Below are 17,395 nucleotides of genomic sequence, written 5' to 3'. Positions count from 1 at the left end.
CCACCGACCGCCTCGACGAGGAGAGCGAGCATGACCACCCAGACCACCGCCGCGCCGCCCGTGGCGACGCGCCGCAGTCGCGAGTCGCGGAAGCCCCGCGGATCACGCCTCGAGCAGCGCCGCCAACGCTGGGGCTGGCTCTTCGTCTCGCCCTTCCTCGCGGTGTTCGCACTGTTTCTCGTGTTCCCGCTGTTCTACGCGTTCGGCATGAGCCTGTTCACGTCGACGCTCGCGACAGGCACGAAGTTCACGGGCATCGGCAACTACGTCAAGGCGTTCACCGACCCGCTGTTCATGGAGGGCCTGCTGCGCGTCGCCGCGTTCGCGATCGTGATGATCCCGGCGCAGCTGCTCGTGGCCCTCGCCGCGGCCCTCGTGCTCGACTCGCTGACGTCGTGGCTCTCGAAGCTCTCGCGCCTGCTGATCTTCGTGCCGTACGCCATCCCGGTGGTCATCGGCGCGCTCATGTGGAGCTTCCTCTACAGCCCGAAGTTCGGGCCGAGCGCGACGATCTTCACCGCCATCGGGCTGCCGACGCCCGACTTCCTCGCGGCGGGCACGATCTTCGGCAGCCTCGTGAACATCGTCACCTGGCAGTGGTCGGGCTACTACATGGTCGTCATCTACGCGGCGCTGCGCTCGATCGACCCGTCGATCTACGAGGCGGCCCGCATCGACGGCGCCAACGGCTGGCAGACGGCGATGCGCATCAAGCTCCCGATGATCTCGTCGTCGATGGTCATGGTGATCACGTTCGCGCTGATCGGCACGCTGCAGTTCTTCACCGAGCCGGTGGTGCTGCGCAACATCGCGCAGGGCGCCATCGACGCGGCCTACACGCCGAACATGTACGCCTACTCGCTGGCGTTCTCGTACAGCCAGTTCAACTACGCCTCGGCGATCGCGTTCTCGCTCGGCGCGCTCGTGTTCGCCGGCTCCTACCTCTTCCTCTTCCTCACCCGCAAGCAGAGCGGACTCAAGTGATGGCCATCTTCACCACCGACTCGCCGCGCGGCGAAGGCAACGACGCCCTGACGACCGTCACCGGCGTTCCCGACCACGCGTACCACGGGCCTCGCGGGGCCCGCGGCGCCGACGGCCGCCGCAAGGGCGGGCGCCGCATCGGCTCGCACGTGTTCCTGATCATCCTCGCGATCTACTTCATCGTGCCGATCTGGTGGCTCTTCGTCGCCGCGACGAAGGACACGGCCGGCCTGTTCAGCAGCCCCGCGTTCTGGTTCGACGACACGTTCGCGCTCTTCTCGAACATCGGCGAGCTGTTCACCCACCAGGGCGGCATCTACTGGCGCTGGCTCGGCAACTCGTTCCTGTACGCGTTCGCGGGCGGCATCGGCGCCACGGTCCTCGCGATCCTCGCGGGCTACGGCTTCGCCAAGTACCGGTTCCGCGGGCGCAACGGCGTCTTCGGCGTCATCCTCGGCTCGGTCATGGTGCCGCTCACGGCCCTCGTCATCCCGACGTTCATGCTGCTCAGCCAGTACGGCATCATCAACACGCCGTGGGCCGTGATCCTGCCGAGCCTGCTCAGCCCGTTCGGCGTGTACCTCATGCGCATCTACACGCAGGACGCGGTGCCCGACGAGATGCTCGAGGCGGCCCGTATCGACGGCGCCGGCGAGATCCGCACGTTCTTCCAGGTGGCCCTCCCGCTGCTGAAGCCCGCGATCGTCACGGTGCTGCTGCTCTCGGTCGTCGGCACGTGGAACAACTTCTTCCTGCCGCTCGCGGTGCTCACCGACCCGCAGCTGCTGCCCGTCACCGTCGGCCTCAACCGCTGGACCGCGCTCTCGAACGCGGGCGCCGGCGGCGAGCAGGTCTGGAACCTCATCACCTCGGGCTCGTTCATCTCGGTGATCCCGCTGGTGCTGTCGTTCCTGTTCCTGCAGCGCTACTGGCAGGGCGGCCTCGCCATCGGCTCCATCAAGTGACGGATGCCGCGGCATCCGCTCGCCCTCAGCACCACCCGCAGACCGACCTGACCCTCGACCTCGACCGACCATCGACTTCGACCACGAAATGAGCACCATGACCACCGCACGCCTCACCGTCGACCCGCACTTCGCCGTGGGACGCATCGATCGCCGCGTCTTCGGCGGCTTCGTCGAGCACCTCGGCCGCCACGTCTACGACGGCATCTACGAGCCCGGCCACGAGCAGGCGGATGCCGAGGGCTTCCGTACCGACGTCATCGACCTCGTGAAGGAGCTCGGCGTCTCGACGATCCGCTACCCCGGCGGCAACTTCGTGTCGGGCTTCCGCTGGGAGGACTCGGTCGGCCCGCGCGAGGAGCGCCCGCGCCGTCTCGACCTCGCCTGGCACTCGACCGAGACGAACGAGGTCGGCCTGCACGAGTTCCAGGGCTGGCTCGACAAGGTCGGCAGCGACCTCATGCTCGCCGTCAACCTCGGCACGCGCGGCACGCTCGAGGCGCTCGACCTGCTCGAGTACACGAACATCGCCGGCGGAACCGCGCTCTCGCAGCGCCGCATCGAGAACGGCCGCACCGACGCGTTCGGCGTGAAGATGTGGTGCCTCGGCAACGAGATGGACGGCCCGTGGCAGCTCGGCCACCGCTCGGCCGACGACTACGGCAAGATCGCCTCGCAGACGGCCAAGGCGATGCGCCAGCTCGACCCGTCGGTCGAGCTCGTGGTCTGCGGCTCGTCGAGCGCGCACATGCCGACGTTCGGCGAGTGGGAGCGCGTCGTGCTCACGCACGCCTACGACGACGTCGACTACATCTCGTGCCACGCGTACTACGAGGAGCGCGACGGCGACCTCGACTCGTTCCTCGCGTCGGCGGTCGACATGGACCACTTCATCGAATCGGTCGTCGCGACGGCCGACCACGTGAAGGCCGTCAACGGCAGCTCCAAGACGATCGACATCTCGTTCGACGAGTGGAACGTCTGGTACATCGAGCGCTTCCACGGCGTCGACAAGATCGAGGGCATCGACAACTGGCCGGTCGCCCCGCGCCTGCTCGAGGACGTGTACTCGGTCGCCGACGCGGTCGTGTTCGGCAACCTCATGATCTCGTTGCTGAAGCACGCCGACCGCGTGACGAGCGCGTCGCTCGCGCAGCTCGTCAACGTGATCGCGCCGATCATGACCGAGCCCGGCGGCATCTCGTGGCGCCAGACCACGTTCTTCCCGTTCTCGATCACGTCGCGACTCGCGCAGGGCGAGGCCCTCGAGCTGAAGCTCGACGCGCCGACGTACGCGACCAAGGCCTACGGCGAGGTGCCGCTCGTCGACGCCGTCGCCACGCACGACGCCGAGACCGGCCGGTCGGCGGTGTTCCTCGTGAACCGCTCGCAGACCGAGGCGATCACCGTGACGATCGACGTCTCGGGCCTCGGCGAGGTCTCGGTGCTCGAGTCGCACACCCTCACCGACGACGACGTGTACGCGAAGAACACGCTCGAGCAGCCCGAGCGCGTCGCGCCGCGCGCGAACGAGTCGATCTCGATCGACGGCGGCGAGCTCACCGTCACGCTGCCGCCCGTGTCGTGGTCGGCCGTCGCGCTCGGCTGAGCGTTCGCGTCGCGGCGGCGCTCGCGGCGGTGGGCCTCCTCGGAACGCTCACCGCCTGCGGCGCCGGCGGCGGCGTGCGCGCGGCATCCGGTGACCTCTCGGCGCACGATCCCGCGCTCGCCCGCGACGACGCCGGCACCTGGTGGGTGTACTCGACCGGCAACGGCACGGTGGCCGACGGCAACGTGCAGATCCGGTCCTCCGTCGACGGCGAGCACTGGGTGTACGAGGGCGAGGTGTGGAGCGACAAGCCCGAGTGGCTGACCGAGGCCGTGAAGGGCGTCGACAACCTCTGGGCGCCCGAGCTCGTGCGGCACGACGGCACGTGGTACCTGTACTACTCGGCATCGAGGTTCGGCAAGAACAGCTCGGTCATCGCGCTCGCGACGAACTCGACGCTGGACCCCGACGATCCCGCGTTCGAGTGGGTCGATCAGGGCCCGGTGATCGCGTCGACCACGTCCGACGACTTCAACGCGATCGACCCGGGCGTGATCACGGACGACGACGGCACCCCGTGGATGGCGTTCGGCTCGTTCTGGAGCGGCATCCGCATGGTCGAGCTCGAGTGGCCGAGCGGGCTGCGCACGGGCGGCACGGCCGCCGACGACACCACGGGCGACGCCGAGCCGCTCCGGCTCGCCGACCGCGGCGCGCCTCCCAACGCGATCGAGGCGCCGTACCTCGTCGAGCACGACGGCGCGTACTTCCTCTTCGTCTCGCGCGACGCCTGCTGCCAGGGCGCGAAGAGCACCTACAACATGGCCGTCGGCCGGGCGGATGCCCCGACGGGACCGTTCGTCGATCGCGACGGAGTGCCGCTGCTCGACGGCGGCGGAACGCCCCTGCTCGCGACCGACGGCTCGCGGGTCGGGCCGGGCGGGCAGTCGGTGTGGGGCGACTCGATCGCCTTCCACTACTACGACGCCGACGCCGGGGGAGCGTTCCGCCTCGCGATCGCCGAGCTCGAGTGGGACGACGAGGGCTGGCCGGTCGTACGGTGGTGACGAGCCGCAGCGCCGAGCCGTGGCATCCGCGGACCAGGACGACAGGAGCACGATGACGGAACGCAACTGGGCCGGGAACCTCGAGTACGGGGCCGAGCACCTCGTGCACCCGACCTCGCACGACGAGCTGCGGCAGGCGCTCGCCGGTGACGGACCGCTGCGCGTGCTCGGCACCCGGCACACGTTCAACGACCTGGCCGACACGACCGGCACGCTCGTCGCGACCGACGCGCTGCCCGTCGACCTCGACACGTCGAGCGCTCCCGGCGCGGTGCGCATCGCCGGGGCACCGCGGTACGGCGACCTCGCGCCGGTGCTGCAGCGGAGCGGGCTCGCCCTCGCGAACCTCGCGTCGCTGCCGCACATCTCGGTGGCCGGGGCGATCGCGACCGGCACGCACGGGTCGGGCGACGCGATCGGCTCGCTCGCGAGCGCGGTGCGGGCGATCGGGTTCGTCACGCCGGCGGGCGAGCCCATCACGCTGCGACGCGGCGACGCGGACTTCTCGGGCGCCGTCGTGTCGCTCGGCTCGCTCGGCGTCGTGACCGCGGTCGAGCTCGACGTCGAGCCCGCCTACGACGTCGCCCAGCATGTGTTCGAGGGGCCGTCGTGGGACGCGATCCTCGACGACCTCGACGCCGTCACCTCGGTCGGCACGAGCGTCAGCGTGTTCACCAGGTGGCTCGATGCCGATCGGGCCGATCAGCTGTGGGTCAAGACCCGGCAGCCCGAGACGTCGGATGCCGCGGCCCGCCGCGATGCCGTCGTGGCGCGTCTCGGCGCGCGGGCCGCCACCGAGGCACGGCACCCGATCATCGGGCTCGCCGCCGACGCCTGCACGCCCCAGCTCGGCGTGCCCGGACCGTGGTTCGAGCGCCTGCCGCACTTCCGCCTGGAGTTCACGCCTTCGGCCGGCGCCGAGCTGCAGTCGGAGTACCTCGTGCCGCGCGCTGACGCGGTCACCGCGCTGGAGGCGGTCCGCAGGTTGGCGCCGCGCATCGCGCCGCTGCTCCAGGTCTGCGAGGTGCGCACCGTTCGCGCGGACGACCTCTGGCTGAGCCCGGCGTTCGAAGCCGACGTGGTCGGCATCCACTTCACGTGGAAGCTCGACGAGCCCGCGGTGACCGCGCTGCTGCCCGACATCGAGGCCGCACTGCCGGTGACGGCACGCCCGCACTGGGGCAAGCTGTTCACGCTCCCGGCGGCGGAGCTCCGCGCCAGGTACCCGAGGTTCGACGACTTCGCGGCGCTCAGGGCGCGGTACGACCCGGCGGGCCGGCTGCGCAACGCCTACCTGGAGCGCATCGGTCTCTAGCGCACCGGCCGCTAGCGCATCGGCCTCTCGGGCAATCGGGCTCTCGGCCGCTCGGCCGTTGGGCCTCTCGGTCTCTGCCGCAGGGACCTCGGTGCGCGCTCAGCCGCCGGCGAACGGCGGCAGGATGTCGACCTCGGCCGACAGCGGCGAGCCCGGGTCGCGCTCGACGCGCCCTCCGACGAGGAAGGAGCCGGACCTGAGCACGCGCTCCATGGGAGCGCCGTAGCGGTCGAGCAGCACCTCGCGCAGATCGCCGACGGTGGCCTGGTCGGCGAGCTCGAGCACCTCGGACTCGCGGCGCGCGGCATCGGCGGCGGCGGCGAAGTAGCGCACGGTCACGGGCATCACGCCCCCGATAGTACCCGGCGCGGCGTGCGAGGATGGCCTCATGCCCTCCCGTCCGGAGCCCATCGTCGAGCCGGGCCCGCCCCTGTCGGCCGAGCGCGTGTCGCGCTTCAGCCGTCAGCTCATGCTGCCCGGATTCGGCGAGCTCGCGCAGCGACGGCTCGCGGCGGCCCGAGTGCTCGTCGTCGGAGCCGGGGGCCTCGGCAGTGCGCTGGTGCCCTACCTCGCGGGCAGCGGCGTCGGCACGATCGGCCTCGCCGACTTCGACGAGGTCGAGCTCTCGAACCTGCACCGGCAGGTCGCGCACGGCGTGGCCGACGTCGGGCGGGCGAAGGTCGATTCGCTCGCCGAGACGGTCGCGGCGAGCGACCCCGAGATCCGCGTCGTGCGTCATCGCGAGCGGCTCACGTCGGCGAACGCGCTCGACGTGCTCGGCGGCTACGACCTCGTGGTCGACGGCAGCGACAACTTCCCGACCCGCTACCTCGTGAACGACGCCGCCCAGCTGGTCGGCATCCCGCTGGTGTGGGGGTCGATCCTGCGCTACCACGGGCAGGCGGGCGTCTCGTGGGGCGCGCACGGCCCGACCTACCGCGACCTGTTCCCGGTTCCGCCGTCGCCCGACGAGGTGCTCTCGTGCGCGCAGGGCGGCGTGCTGCCGAGCGTGTGCGCCTGGGTGGGGGCCCTCATGTCGACCGAGGTCGTGAAGCTCGTCACCGGCATCGGCGAGCCGCTGCTCGGTCGCGTCACGACCATCGACGCGCTCACCGGGCGCTCGCGCGAGCTCGCGTACCGGGCCGTCGCCGACGCCCCCGCGATCACCTCGCTCGTCGACTACGAGCTGTTCTGCGGGCTCGCACCCGAAGCCGGGTCGGATGCCGCATCCGCCGGCGGTGCGACGGCCCCCGCGCCGCGCGGGGTGACGGCCGCCGACGTGCTCGGCCTCGTGCGCGGCGGCGTCGCGGTGCGCCTGCTCGACGTGCGGGAGCCGGCCGAGGCGGAGCTCCGACGCATCCGGGGCAGCGAGCTCGTGCCCCTCGGCGACCTCGCCGGGGGAGCGGAGCCCGCGCCGGGCGAGGGCACGCTCGTCGTCTACTGCGAGCAGGACCTGCGCTCGCGACGCGCCGCCCGGCTGCTCGCCGAGCGCGGGCACGACGACGTCGTGTTCCTCGTGGGCGGCATCGACCGGTTCGCCGGCGTCGCCGCTGAGCTCATCGAACGCTGAAGGGCGGCGGCCACGCGGCCGACGTCGCGCAGCCCGCCCGAACCACCCGCTTCCGCCCGACGACCAGAGGACCTCATGCGACACACGCCCCGCTACCTCATGACCGATCCCGACGAGGTCAAGCGACTCATCCGCGCGAACGCCTGGGCGACCTTCGTCTCGCCCGCGACCACGGGCCTCGTGGCATCCCACTACCCGGCGATCCTCGACGAGGACGCCGAGGGCATCGTGATCGTGAGTCACTTCGGCCGGCCCGACGAGGTCGCCCACGAGCTCGGGCGGCATGAGATCCTCGTGATCGTGCAGGGGCCGCACGACTACGTCTCGCCGAGCTGGTACGCGCCGGGCGAGGTCATCCCCACCTGGAACCACGTCACGGCGCACCTGTACGGCACGCCCGAGTTCCTGAGCGACGACGAGAACTACGAGATGCTCGCGAAGCTCACCGACCACTTCGAGCGCCACCGCCCGGGCGGCCGCAGCCTCGCCGACGACGAGGCCGGCACCCGGCGGGTCGCGAAGGGCACGGTCGGGCTCCGCATACGGGTCGACCGCTTCGACGCGCGTGCGAAGCTCAGCCAGAACAAGGCGCCGGATGTCGCGGCGAACGTCATCGCGCACCTCGACGAACGCAATCCGGGCCTCGCCGACGAGATGCGGCGCGTGCACCCCGGCGGGCCGACCGCCTGACGCACCCGGAGCAGCGCCGGCTCAGCCGTCTGATGCGCCAGGAGCCGCACGGGCTCAGCCGCCGATGTAGCTCATCTCGATGCGCGGGCGTGCGGCGCGCAGCTCGGGCGTGAGCGTCGCGCGCACCTCGGAGTACCGATCGTCGCGCGCGCCCCAGATGGAGCCCATCGCGTCGGCGAGCCCGGCGTCGTCGATGCCGCCGCGGAGCAGCGCCCTGAGGTCGTGCCCCTCCGAGGCGAACAGGCAGGTGAACAGCTTGCCCTCGGTCGAGATGCGGGCGCGGTTGCAGCTGCCGCAGAACGCGTTGGTCACGCTCGAGATCACGCCGATCTCGCCGCCGCCGTCGACGTAGCGCCAGCGGGTCGCGGTCTCGCCCGGGGCGGTCGCCCCGACCGGTTCGAGCGGGGAGTCCGCGGAGATGCGCTCGACGATCTCGGACGAGGGGACGACCTCGCCGAGTTCCCACCCGTTCGACGTGCCGACATCCATGTACTCGATGAAGCGCAGCGTGAACGGGGTGTCGCGGAAGTGCCGTGCCATGGGCAGGATCTCGTGGTCGTTCAGGCCTCGCTTGACGACCATGTTCACCTTGACGGGGCCGAGTCCGGCCTCGTGCGCGGCCTGCATGCCGTCGAGCACGCGTGCGACGGGGAACCGTACGTCGTTCATGGCCTGGAACAGCCCGTCGTCGAGGGAGTCGAGCGACACGGTGACGCGGGTCAGGCCCGCGGCCTTCAGCGAGGCGGCCTTCATCGCGAGCGCGGAGCCGTTCGTCGTGAGGGCGATCTCGAGCGGACGCCCGTCGGGGGTGCGGAGTTCGGCGAGCTGCGCGACGAGGCCCTCGAGGCCGCGCCGCAGCAGCGGCTCGCCGCCCGTGAGCCGCAGCTTCTCGACGCCGTGGGCCGCGGCGACCCGTGCGATGCGGGTGATCTCCTCGAAGCTCAGCAGCTCGTCGCGGTCGAGGAAGGCGTAGTCGCGCCCGAACACTTCCTTCGGCATGCAGTAGACGCAGCGGAAGTTGCAGCGGTCGGTGACGGAGATGCGCAGGTCGCGCATGGGGCGTTCGAGGAGGTCGATCGCGCGACCGGTCGACGCGAGTCGTCGCACCATGTCCACCTCCCTCTCCGTGGCGTCAACGGTAACACCGGCGGCGTGGATCCCGATGCAGAAGTTTTCGCTGACCGGAAAGTCAATTCCAAAAAGATGTAGGAATCCGTCCCATTCGCTGTTATGGTCGAACGCGCAGCCCCAGCCGAGCCCCACGAAGGCCCGAATGCCGACACCCCACCCCTGACGAAGAACCCGCCGGATCGATGCGGATCCACCCGGTTTCCGGGCCCCATCCGATGGCGAGACAGCAAGGAAGCTCGACTCATCATGGACACGTTCGCCAGCACGGCACCCACGGCACTCCTCACCGACGCGACCTCCGCCGCGGCATCCGATCCGACGCAGGTCGCAGCGTCGTATCTCGCCCGCGCGGTCGACCTCGCGACGCGGAACGTCCGCAACCAGGGCGGCCCGTTCGGAGCCATCGTCGTCACCGCCGACGGCACCGTCTACGAGGGCGTCAACCGCGTGACGGCGAACCTCGACCCGACGGCGCACGCGGAGGTCTCGGCCATCCGCAACGCCTGCCAGGGCCAGAACACGTTCGACCTCACGGGCGCGACGCTCTACACGAGCTGCGAACCGTGCCCCATGTGCCTCGCCTCGGCCCTGTGGGCCCGCATCGGCCGCGTGTACTTCGCGGCCGACCGCGACGACGCGGCCGACGCGGGATTCGATGACGCCGTCTTCTACCGCTACTTCGAGGGAGGAAGTGAAGACACCGCGATCATGCCCGTCGCCAACATCGACCTCGGCGCAGACGATCGAGTGGCCCCCTTCACCGAGTGGAACAGCACCATCTCTCGTATCGACTACTGAGCAGGAGATCCACCCGTGTCACAGTCCACCACCGTCCGCAACGACGCGGACCGCACGCCCGAACCCGAGGCGCCATCCACGATCAAGGGCGGCATCGACCGCTTCTTCGAGATCACGGGGCGCGGCTCGACCTACGGGCGCGAGATCCGCGGCGGCATCGTCACCTTCGTGACGATGGCGTACATCGTCATCCTCAACCCGTTGATCATCGGCGGGATCAACGCCTCCGACGTCGAGGGCCACTTCCTCGACCCCGCGCAGGTCGGCGCGGCGACCGGCCTCACCGCCGGCGTCATGACGATCCTGTTCGGCGTCGTCGCCCGCCTGCCGTTCGCGATCGCCGCCGGCCTCGGCATCAACTCCTTCCTCGCCGTCTCGGTCGTCGGCAACGTGACCTGGCAGGAGGCGATGGGCCTCGTCGTCATCAACGGCATCATCATCGTCGTCCTCGGGGCCACCGGCGCCCGCACCGCGATCTTCCGTGCGGTGCCGAAGGCGCTGAAGGCCTCGATCACGGTCGGCATCGGCCTGTTCATCGCCTTCATCGGCTTCGTCGACAGCGGGTTCGTCACGCGCACGCCGGGCGGTCCGCCCGTGCAGCTCGGCGACGCCGGCTCCATCACCTCGATCCCGACGGCGATCTTCCTCCTCGGCGTCGTGCTCATCGGCATCCTCGTGGCGCGCAAGGTGCCGGGCGGCATCCTGATCGGCATCGTGGCGACGACGATCGTCGCGATCATCGCGCAGTCGCTGCTGAAGCTCGGCCCGAGCTTCGAAGACCCCAACGGATGGCACATGACCATCCCCGAACTGCCGAGCCAGATCTTCACGGTGCCCGACTTCGGTCTCGTCGGCCAGTTCGACCTGTTCGGCGCATTCGAGCGCATCGGCGTGCTGTCGGCGACGATGCTCGTGTTCACGCTCGTGTTCACGAACTTCTTCGACGCGATGGGCACCATGACGGGTCTCGCGAAGAACGTCGGCGTCGCGAAGAAGGACGGCACGTTCCCGCGCCTGCGCTCGGCGTTCATCGTCGAGGGCACCGGTGCCATCGTCGGCGGCATGACCTCGACCTCGTCGAACACGGTCTTCGTCGACAGCGCATCGGGCATCGGAGAGGGCGCCCGCACGGGCCTCGCGTCGGTCGTGACGGGCCTGCTGTTCCTGCTGTCGACCTTCCTGACGCCGCTGACCCTGGTCGTGCCGATCGAGGTGGGCTCCGCCGCCCTCGTCGTCGTCGGCGCGATGATGATGGCCCAGGTCGTCGAGATCGACTTCCGCAAGTTCTCGGTCGCGCTGCCCGCCTTCCTCACGATCGTCACCATGCCGCTGACGTACTCGATCGCGAACGGCATCGGGGTCGGCTTCATCTCGTGGGCGCTCATCAACGCCGCATCCGGCCGGGGGCGCAAGGTGCACTGGCTGCTGTGGCTGGTCGCCGCGGGCTTCGCGCTCTACTTCGTGCGCGGGCCGATCGAGGCGGTGATCGCCGCGGCCGGCTGAGGCCTCGGCTCCGAGACGTCGGAGCCGAACCGCGCGGTCCCGACGACGTGGCCGTGACGACGCCCCGCACCGCTCCCCGGAGCCGGTGCGGGGCGTCCGCATGCCCGCTCTTGCGCTCGCGATCAGCCGCGGCCGATGAACGGCATGCCCGCGGCCGTCACCGTGAGGTGCGGAACGCTCACCCCGAGCGGGAGGGCCGCGAGGTGCGCGACGAGATCGGCCAGCGGGCCGGCATCCATGGTCGGTTCGACGCGCACGCTGCCGTCGGCCTGCAGGGCCCCGGCGCCGTTCAGGCCGTCGAGCAGGCCCGTGCGCACGTTGCCGATGTCCAGCTGCGTGCAGGTGATCGCGTATGCGCGGCCGTCGAGCTCGATCGACCTCGACAGTCCGGTGATCGCGTGCTTCGTCGTCGTGTAGGCGACCGATCGCGGTCTGGGGGACTGCGCCGAGATCGAGGCGTTGTTGACGATGCGGCCGCCCTGGGGTCGCTGGTCGCGCATCTGCCGGAACGCGGCGCCCGCGCAGAGCACCGATCCGGTCACGTTCACCGCGAGCGTTTCCTGCCACTCGTCGGGCCCGAGTTCGCCGACATCCGCCGTCGGGCCGAACGTGCCGGCGTTGTTCACGAGCAGGTCGAGGCGACCGAACCTCGCCGCGTGCGCCGCGAACAGCTGCTCGACGCTCGACGGGTCGGTCACGTCGGCCTCGACGACGAGCGCGTTCGGGCGGATGCCGCGGGCCGCCGTCCCGGCCGCCGCGAGCAGCGTCTCCCGGTGCCGACTGGCGAGCGTCACGCCCCAGCCGTCGTCGAGCAGGCGGATCGCGACGGCGCGCCCGATGCCCGTGCCGGCCCCGGTGACGATGGCCGAACCGGGGGTCATCGGGCGGATTCGTGCGCGAGTACGGCGGCAGGCGCGGCGGCGGACTCATCGGCGGGATCGCCGGAATGCGCGTCGGCGGACTCGGCGGCGGACCCGGGCTCGGGCGCGCCCGCGCTCCGCGCCTCCTCGACGAGCTGCAGCAGCCGCGCCGCGACGCTCACGGCGATGACCGCAGGCGCCTTGCCCGCGACCTCGGGAATGCCGATGGGCGTGGTGACGCGCGCGAGCGCCGCGTCGTCGTGGCCGGCCTCGCCGAGCTTCTTGCGGAAGCGCGTCCACTTCGACGCCGACCCGATGAGCCCGATCGAGCCGAGCCCGTCGGTGCGGAGCGCCATGTCGACGATCGCGAGGTCCTCGACGTGGTCGTGCGTCATGACGAGCACGTGCGCCCCGGGCTCGAGCTGCGCGAGCGCGGCCTCGGGCACGGGCGCGTGGTGCACGTGCACGGTCGCGACGGCGTCGTCGAGCGGGGCGAGCCTGGCCGGGTCGAGCATCTCGGCGCGGGAGTCGACGAGGTGCAGGTCGAGCTCCTGGCGCGAGAGGATGCGGGCCAGTTCGAGTCCGACGTGCCCGATGCCGAACACCGCGACCGACGGCACGACCCCCACGGGTTCGAGCAGCATGGTGACCTCTCCTCCGCAGCACTGCACGCCGTACTCCGTGACGGCCTTGTCGCTCAGCGTCAGGGTGAGCAGCTGCGGTTCGCCGTCGCCGGCCGCGAGCATCTCCCTGGCCCGGCCGACGGCCGTCGCCTCGAGGTTGCCGCCTCCGACCGTGCCGAACAGCTCGGCCGGGGCGACCACTATCTTCGCGCCGCCGTTGCGGGGCGCGTGGCCGCGCACCATGGCCAGCGTGACGACCACGGCGGGCGTGCGCTCGTCGCGCAGGCGGCGCAGGGCGTCGAGCCAGTCCAAGGTGCGCGCCGCCATCAGGCGTCGACCGTCTCGCGGTCGTGCGACGCGTCGCCCGCGGCATCCGTCACCTCGGCCGGGGCCGGCACGGCGGAACCGTCGAGGTCGGATGCCGCGGCGCGCGCCGCCTCGATCGCCCAGAAGACCGCCTCGGGCGTGGCGGGCGAACCGAGCACGACGCCGTGCCCGGCGGGGCCGAACGCGCCGACCGCCTCGCGGATCGCCTCGCGCGCACTGAACGCGAGCATGAACGGCGGCTCGCCGACGGCCTTCGAGCCGTAGACCGCGCCCTCCTCGTGCGCGCGCTCGAACAGGCGCACGTGGAACTGCTCGGGCATCTCCGAGAAGCTCGGCAGCTTATAGGTGCTCGCCGACTGGGTCTGCAGCCTGCCGCGGTGCGGTCCGTCGCCCGTGTCCCAGCGCAGCTCCTCGAGGGTGAGCCAGCCCATGCCCTGCACGAACGCGCCCTCGATCTGGCCGATGTCGATCATGGGCGAGAGCGAGTCGCCGACGTCGTGCACGATGTCGACCCGCCGCACCCGGTAGGCGCCCGTGAACCCGTCGACCTCGACCTCGGTGGCGGCGCAGCCGTACGCGAAGTACTTGAACGGCGAGCCCTGCATGATCTCGGGGTTCCAGTGCAGGCCCTCGGTGCGGTAGTAGCCGGCGGCCCAGAGCTGCACGCGCTGGAGGTAGGCCGCGTTCACGACGTCGGCGAAGGCGAGGCTGCCCGGCTTGCCGAGTCCGGAGACCCGACCGCCCTCGAAGCGCACGTCGCGCTCGTCGACGTCGAGCAGGCGGCCGGCGACCTTGGCGATGCGCTCGCGGATCTGCTCGCACGCGTTCTTCACCGCGCCGCCGTTGAGGTCGGCGCCCGACGAGGCCGCGGTCGCGGAGGTGTTCGGCACCTTGTCGGTGCGCGTCGGCGCGAGGCGCACCTGGTGCAGCTCGAGCCCGAGCGCGGTCGCCGCGACCTGCAGCATCTTGGTGTGCAGGCCCTGCCCCATCTCGGTGCCGCCGTGGTTGATGAGCACCGACCCGTCCTTGTAGACGTGCACGAGGGCGCCGGCCTGGTTGAACGCGGCGAAGTTGAACGAGATGCCGAACTTCACCGGCGTGATCGCGAGCGCGCGCTTGACGTCGGGGCTCGTCGCGTTGAACGCCTCGATCTCGGCCGTGCGCTCGGCGAAGTCGCTGTCGGCGAGCAGCTCGCCCCAGATCGCCTCGATGCGCCCGGCGTCCTTCACGAGCTGGCCGTACGGGGTGGTCTGGCCCTGCCGGTAGAAGTTGCGGCGGCGCAGCTCCGCGGGCGCGATGCCGAGGGCGGGGGCCACGCGGCCGAGGATGTCCTCGATGAGGAACACGCCCTGCGGGCCTCCGAAGCCGCGGAACGCGGTCTGCGACGTCTTGTTGGTCTTCGCGATGCGGCCGTCGGCGTGCACGTTCGGGATCCAGTACGCGTTGTCGAGGTGGCAGAGCGCGCGGCCGAGCACGGGCTCCGACAGGTCGATGCTCCAGCCGCCGTCGGCGGTGAGCGTGGCCTCGAGGGCCTGCAGCATGCCGTCGGCGGTGAGGCCGACCTTCCACTCGATCAGGAACGGATGCCGCTTGCCGGTCATCGTGATGTCCTGCGTGCGGTTCAGGCGCAGCCGCACGGGCCGACCGGTGAGCTTCGCGCCGAGCGCGGCGATGGCCGCGAACCCGTGCGGCTGCATCTCCTTGCCGCCGAACGCGCCGCCCATGCGCAGCGACTGTACGGTGACCTCGTTGCTCGGGATGCCGAGCACGTGCGCGACGATCTCCTGCGTCTCCGACGGGTGCTGCGTCGAGCACTGCACGAAGTACTGGCCCTCGGAGTCGCGGATCGCGAACGACGCGTGCGTCTCGAGGTAGAAGTGCTCCTGTCCGCCGAACTCGGTGACGCCCTCGAAGACGCGGTCGGATGCCGCCATGGCCGACGCCGCGTCGCCGCGCACGACCGTGCGCGCGATGCCCTGGAACGACTCGGCCGCGATCGCGTCCTGCACGGTGATGCACGACGGCAGGGGCTCGTAGTCGACGCGCACGGCCTCGGCGCCGAGGCGTGCGGCCTCCTGCGTCTCGCCGAGCACCCAGACGAGCGCGTGGCCGTAGAACATGGCCTCGCTCGGGAAGAGCGGCTCGTCGTGCTTGATGCCGGCGTCGTTGATGCCGGGCACGTCGGCGGCGGTGAGCACGCGCACCACGCCGGGCACGTCGTAGGCCGGGGCGACGTCGACGGTGACCTTCGCGTGGGCGTTCGTGGACTGCACGGGCCACGCGGTCAGCGTGCCCACGGTCTGCGCGGCGAGGTCGTCGGTGTACATCGCGGCACCCGTGACGTGCAGCTTCGCGCTTTCATGCGCGGCGTTCAGTCCGACCACGGGGTTGGCCGGGCGTTCGGCGAGGGCGCTCATGCCGAGGCCTCCTTCGATTCGACGACGGTCGTGCTGTAGAGCTTCAGCAGCGAGGTGCCGAGCATCAGCGAGCGGTAGTCGGAGCTCGCGCGGTGGTCGGACATCGGGGTGCCCTCGGTGCGGAGCACGGCCGAGGCCGCGCGCACCGTGGCGACGTTCCACGGGCGGCCGATGAGGGCGTCCTCGGTCGCCCGGGCGCGCAGCGGCGTCGCGGCGACGCCGCCGAGGCCGATGCGGGCGGCGGTGACGATGCCGCCGTCGATGTCGAGCGCGAAGGCCACGGCCACGCTGGAGATGTCGTCGAACCGGCGCTTGGCGATCTTGTGGAACGCGGTCACCCGGCCGAGCGGCAACGGGATGCGGATGGTCTTGATGAGTTCGTTCGCGGCACGCACGGTCTGGCGGTAGCCGGTGAAGTACTCGGCGAGCTCGATCTCGCGCTCGCCGTCGACCGAGGCGAGCACGACGCGGGCGCCGAGCGCGAGCAGCGCGGGCGGGGTGTCGCCGATGGGGGAGCCGGTGCCGAGGTTTCCGCCGATGGTGCCCCGGTTGCGGATGAGCCGAGAGGCGAACTGGGGGAAGAGTTGCGCGAGCAGCGGCACGCGCCCGTCGAGACGGCGTTCGATCTCGGACAGCGGCAGTGCCGCGCCGATCTCGACGACGTCGTCGCCGACCGTGAGCGTGCGGAGCTCGTCGAGCTGCTCGATCGCGATGACGAGGGGGACGCGGCGGCCGCGGAGGTTCACCTCGACGCCGAAGTCCGTCGAGCCGGCCACGAGGACGGCCGTCGGGTCCTGGTCGAGCAGGCGGAGCGCCTCGTCGAGCGTCGACGGGCGCACGAAGCGCCGGCCGTCGACGACGACGTCGGTGGGGACGGGCTCGGGTGCGGGGCGCCGACGGCGGGCTGCGAGCTCGTCGCCCTCCTCGGGGAAGCCGAGCGTGTACGCGGCGTCGCGGATGGGGCGGTATCCGGTGCAGCGGCAGAGATTGCCGCTCAGGGCGTGCAGGTCGAACCCGTTGGGCCCGTGCTCGACATCGTGCTCGTCGCCATGGGCCCCGGCGTCGCCGGCCGGGCAATCGGCGTCATGGCCGGATGTCTCGGACGCGGCATCCGCGCCGGGGGCACGGTCCTCGCGGTAGTACTCGCCGGCCATGCTGCAGGCGAAGCCCGGCGTGCAGTAGCCGCACTGGGAGCCGCCGGCCTCGGCGAGCTTGGCCTGCACCGGGTGGAGCGAGTCGGGGGTGCCGAGTCCCTCGGCCGTGACGACCTCCTGCCCGTTCAGGGCGGCGACGGGCACGAGGCAGGCGTTGACCGGGGTCCACGTGGTGCCGCCATCGGCCGACGGCGTCGCGAGCAGCATCGCGCAGGCACCGCATTCGCCTTCGGCGCAGCCCTCCTTGCTGCCCGGAAGGCCGGTCTCGCGCAGCCAGTCGAGCGCGGTGGTGTGGGTGGGGATTCCGTTCAGTGACCGGGCGAGCCCGTTGACGGTGACGACGATGTCGTGCATCGGATCTCCTTGCATTCGGCGTCGACGTCGACGCCTGCGGCACCGGGGCCCCGATGGCCCCACCTCGCGCCGCGCCTGCCTCGGGCAG

15 protein-coding genes are annotated in these 17,395 nt (G+C 71.3%); 9 read left to right on the top strand and 6 right to left on the bottom strand.

What is annotated here, in order from left to right; genetic code table 11:
• The first annotated feature begins 30 nt into the window (after positions 1-30).
• The 5 genes from ACFVS8_RS11190 to ACFVS8_RS11170 all read left to right on the top strand — a co-directional run bounded on the left by ACFVS8_RS11190 (position 31) and on the right by ACFVS8_RS11170 (position 5,880).
• Complete coding sequence (locus ACFVS8_RS11190; RefSeq protein WP_387061702.1) at positions 31-984, top strand: carbohydrate ABC transporter permease; 954 nt, start codon at positions 31-33, stop codon at positions 982-984.
• A complete protein-coding gene (locus ACFVS8_RS11185; RefSeq protein WP_387061700.1) occupies positions 984-1,949 on the top strand; it encodes a carbohydrate ABC transporter permease in 966 nt (321 codons plus the stop codon). The genes ACFVS8_RS11190 and ACFVS8_RS11185 overlap by 1 nt, the downstream gene beginning before the upstream one ends.
• A 97-nt stretch (positions 1,950-2,046) precedes the next feature.
• Entirely contained in the window at positions 2,047-3,558 is a 1,512-nt protein-coding gene (locus tag ACFVS8_RS11180) for an alpha-N-arabinofuranosidase (protein WP_387061698.1), read from the top strand.
• The gene (locus ACFVS8_RS11175) at positions 3,534-4,565 is read left to right on the top strand and encodes an arabinan endo-1,5-alpha-L-arabinosidase (protein WP_387061695.1); all 1,032 of its coding nucleotides are present in this window, start codon (positions 3,534-3,536) and stop codon (positions 4,563-4,565) included. The genes ACFVS8_RS11180 and ACFVS8_RS11175 overlap by 25 nt, the downstream gene beginning before the upstream one ends.
• A 52-nt stretch (positions 4,566-4,617) precedes the next feature.
• The gene (locus tag ACFVS8_RS11170; protein WP_387061693.1) at positions 4,618-5,880 is read left to right on the top strand and encodes a D-arabinono-1,4-lactone oxidase; all 1,263 of its coding nucleotides are present in this window, start codon (positions 4,618-4,620) and stop codon (positions 5,878-5,880) included.
• 99 nt (positions 5,881-5,979) lie between these two features.
• On the opposite strand, the gene ACFVS8_RS11165 is transcribed toward ACFVS8_RS11170, so the two are convergent.
• Positions 5,980-6,225, bottom strand: a complete 246-nt coding sequence (locus ACFVS8_RS11165) for a MoaD/ThiS family protein (protein WP_387062604.1) — start codon at positions 6,223-6,225, stop codon at positions 5,980-5,982.
• A gap of 43 nt (positions 6,226-6,268) precedes the next feature.
• Here ACFVS8_RS11165 and ACFVS8_RS11160 point away from each other — a divergent pair, with 43 nt between their 5' ends.
• Positions 6,269-7,450 carry a ThiF family adenylyltransferase gene (locus ACFVS8_RS11160; RefSeq protein WP_387061690.1) on the top strand — a complete coding sequence of 394 codons (1,182 nt, stop codon included), beginning with the start codon at positions 6,269-6,271 and terminating at the stop codon, positions 7,448-7,450.
• Between the two features lie 75 nt (positions 7,451-7,525).
• The gene (locus ACFVS8_RS11155; RefSeq protein ID WP_387061687.1) at positions 7,526-8,140 is read left to right on the top strand and encodes an FMN-binding negative transcriptional regulator; all 615 of its coding nucleotides are present in this window, start codon (positions 7,526-7,528) and stop codon (positions 8,138-8,140) included.
• A 54-nt stretch (positions 8,141-8,194) separates the two neighbouring features.
• Here the strand turns inward: ACFVS8_RS11155 and moaA are convergent, their stop codons facing one another.
• Positions 8,195-9,250, bottom strand: coding sequence for a GTP 3',8-cyclase MoaA (gene moaA, locus ACFVS8_RS11150; RefSeq protein ID WP_387061684.1), 1,056 nt, complete (start codon positions 9,248-9,250; stop codon positions 8,195-8,197).
• A gap of 267 nt (positions 9,251-9,517) precedes the next feature.
• On the opposite strand from moaA, the gene ACFVS8_RS11145 reads away from it, so the two are divergent.
• Both ACFVS8_RS11145 and ACFVS8_RS11140 read left to right on the top strand, forming a co-directional pair.
• Positions 9,518-10,069 (top strand): nucleoside deaminase, encoded by a 552-nt coding sequence (locus tag ACFVS8_RS11145; RefSeq protein WP_387061681.1) that lies wholly within the window; start codon positions 9,518-9,520, stop codon positions 10,067-10,069.
• Positions 10,070-10,084: 15 nt separating this feature from the next.
• Positions 10,085-11,572, top strand: coding sequence for an NCS2 family permease (locus tag ACFVS8_RS11140; RefSeq protein WP_387061678.1), 1,488 nt, complete (start codon positions 10,085-10,087; stop codon positions 11,570-11,572).
• 122 nt (positions 11,573-11,694) lie between these two features.
• On the opposite strand, the gene ACFVS8_RS11135 is transcribed toward ACFVS8_RS11140, so the two are convergent.
• The 4 genes from ACFVS8_RS11135 to ACFVS8_RS11120 are packed head-to-tail and all read right to left on the bottom strand — an operon-like array spanning position 11,695 to position 17,307.
• The gene (locus ACFVS8_RS11135; RefSeq protein ID WP_387061675.1) at positions 11,695-12,453 is read right to left on the bottom strand and encodes an SDR family oxidoreductase; all 759 of its coding nucleotides are present in this window, start codon (positions 12,451-12,453) and stop codon (positions 11,695-11,697) included.
• On the bottom strand, positions 12,450-13,382 hold the full coding sequence (gene xdhC / locus ACFVS8_RS11130) for a xanthine dehydrogenase accessory protein XdhC (protein WP_387061673.1): 933 nt from the start codon (positions 13,380-13,382) through the stop codon (positions 12,450-12,452). The genes ACFVS8_RS11135 and xdhC overlap by 4 nt, the downstream gene beginning before the upstream one ends.
• The gene (xdhB, locus tag ACFVS8_RS11125; RefSeq protein ID WP_387061670.1) at positions 13,382-15,799 is read right to left on the bottom strand and encodes a xanthine dehydrogenase molybdopterin binding subunit; all 2,418 of its coding nucleotides are present in this window, start codon (positions 15,797-15,799) and stop codon (positions 13,382-13,384) included. Before xdhB ends, xdhC begins: the two co-directional genes overlap by 1 nt.
• Positions 15,796-17,307, bottom strand: a complete 1,512-nt coding sequence (locus tag ACFVS8_RS11120; RefSeq protein ID WP_387061667.1) for a xanthine dehydrogenase small subunit — start codon at positions 17,305-17,307, stop codon at positions 15,796-15,798. The genes xdhB and ACFVS8_RS11120 overlap by 4 nt, the downstream gene beginning before the upstream one ends.
• Positions 17,308-17,395: the final 88 nt, after the last annotated feature.

This window comes from Agromyces sp. NPDC058110, assembly GCF_042884735.1.
Taxonomy (GTDB): domain Bacteria; phylum Actinomycetota; class Actinomycetes; order Actinomycetales; family Microbacteriaceae; genus Agromyces.
This window is presented reverse-complemented; position numbering and strand designations above follow the sequence as displayed.

Coding starts and splice junctions, on each gene's coding strand:
- ACFVS8_RS11180 (WP_387061698.1), top strand. CDS start 2,047: ATGACCACCGCACGCCTCACCGTCGACCCGCACTTCGCCGTGGGACGC.
- ACFVS8_RS11155 (WP_387061687.1), top strand. CDS start 7,526: ATGCGACACACGCCCCGCTACCTCATGACCGATCCCGACGAGGTCAAG.
- moaA (WP_387061684.1), bottom strand. CDS start 9,250: ATGGTGCGACGACTCGCGTCGACCGGTCGCGCGATCGACCTCCTCGAA.
- ACFVS8_RS11190 (WP_387061702.1), top strand. CDS start 31: ATGACCACCCAGACCACCGCCGCGCCGCCCGTGGCGACGCGCCGCAGT.
- xdhB (WP_387061670.1), bottom strand. CDS start 15,799: ATGAGCGCCCTCGCCGAACGCCCGGCCAACCCCGTGGTCGGACTGAAC.
- ACFVS8_RS11165 (WP_387062604.1), bottom strand. CDS start 6,225: ATGCCCGTGACCGTGCGCTACTTCGCCGCCGCCGCCGATGCCGCGCGC.
- ACFVS8_RS11160 (WP_387061690.1), top strand. CDS start 6,269: ATGCCCTCCCGTCCGGAGCCCATCGTCGAGCCGGGCCCGCCCCTGTCG.
- ACFVS8_RS11120 (WP_387061667.1), bottom strand. CDS start 17,307: ATGCACGACATCGTCGTCACCGTCAACGGGCTCGCCCGGTCACTGAAC.
- ACFVS8_RS11145 (WP_387061681.1), top strand. CDS start 9,518: ATGGACACGTTCGCCAGCACGGCACCCACGGCACTCCTCACCGACGCG.
- ACFVS8_RS11170 (WP_387061693.1), top strand. CDS start 4,618: ATGACGGAACGCAACTGGGCCGGGAACCTCGAGTACGGGGCCGAGCAC.
- ACFVS8_RS11135 (WP_387061675.1), bottom strand. CDS start 12,453: ATGACCCCCGGTTCGGCCATCGTCACCGGGGCCGGCACGGGCATCGGG.
- xdhC (WP_387061673.1), bottom strand. CDS start 13,382: ATGGCGGCGCGCACCTTGGACTGGCTCGACGCCCTGCGCCGCCTGCGC.
- ACFVS8_RS11185 (WP_387061700.1), top strand. CDS start 984: ATGGCCATCTTCACCACCGACTCGCCGCGCGGCGAAGGCAACGACGCC.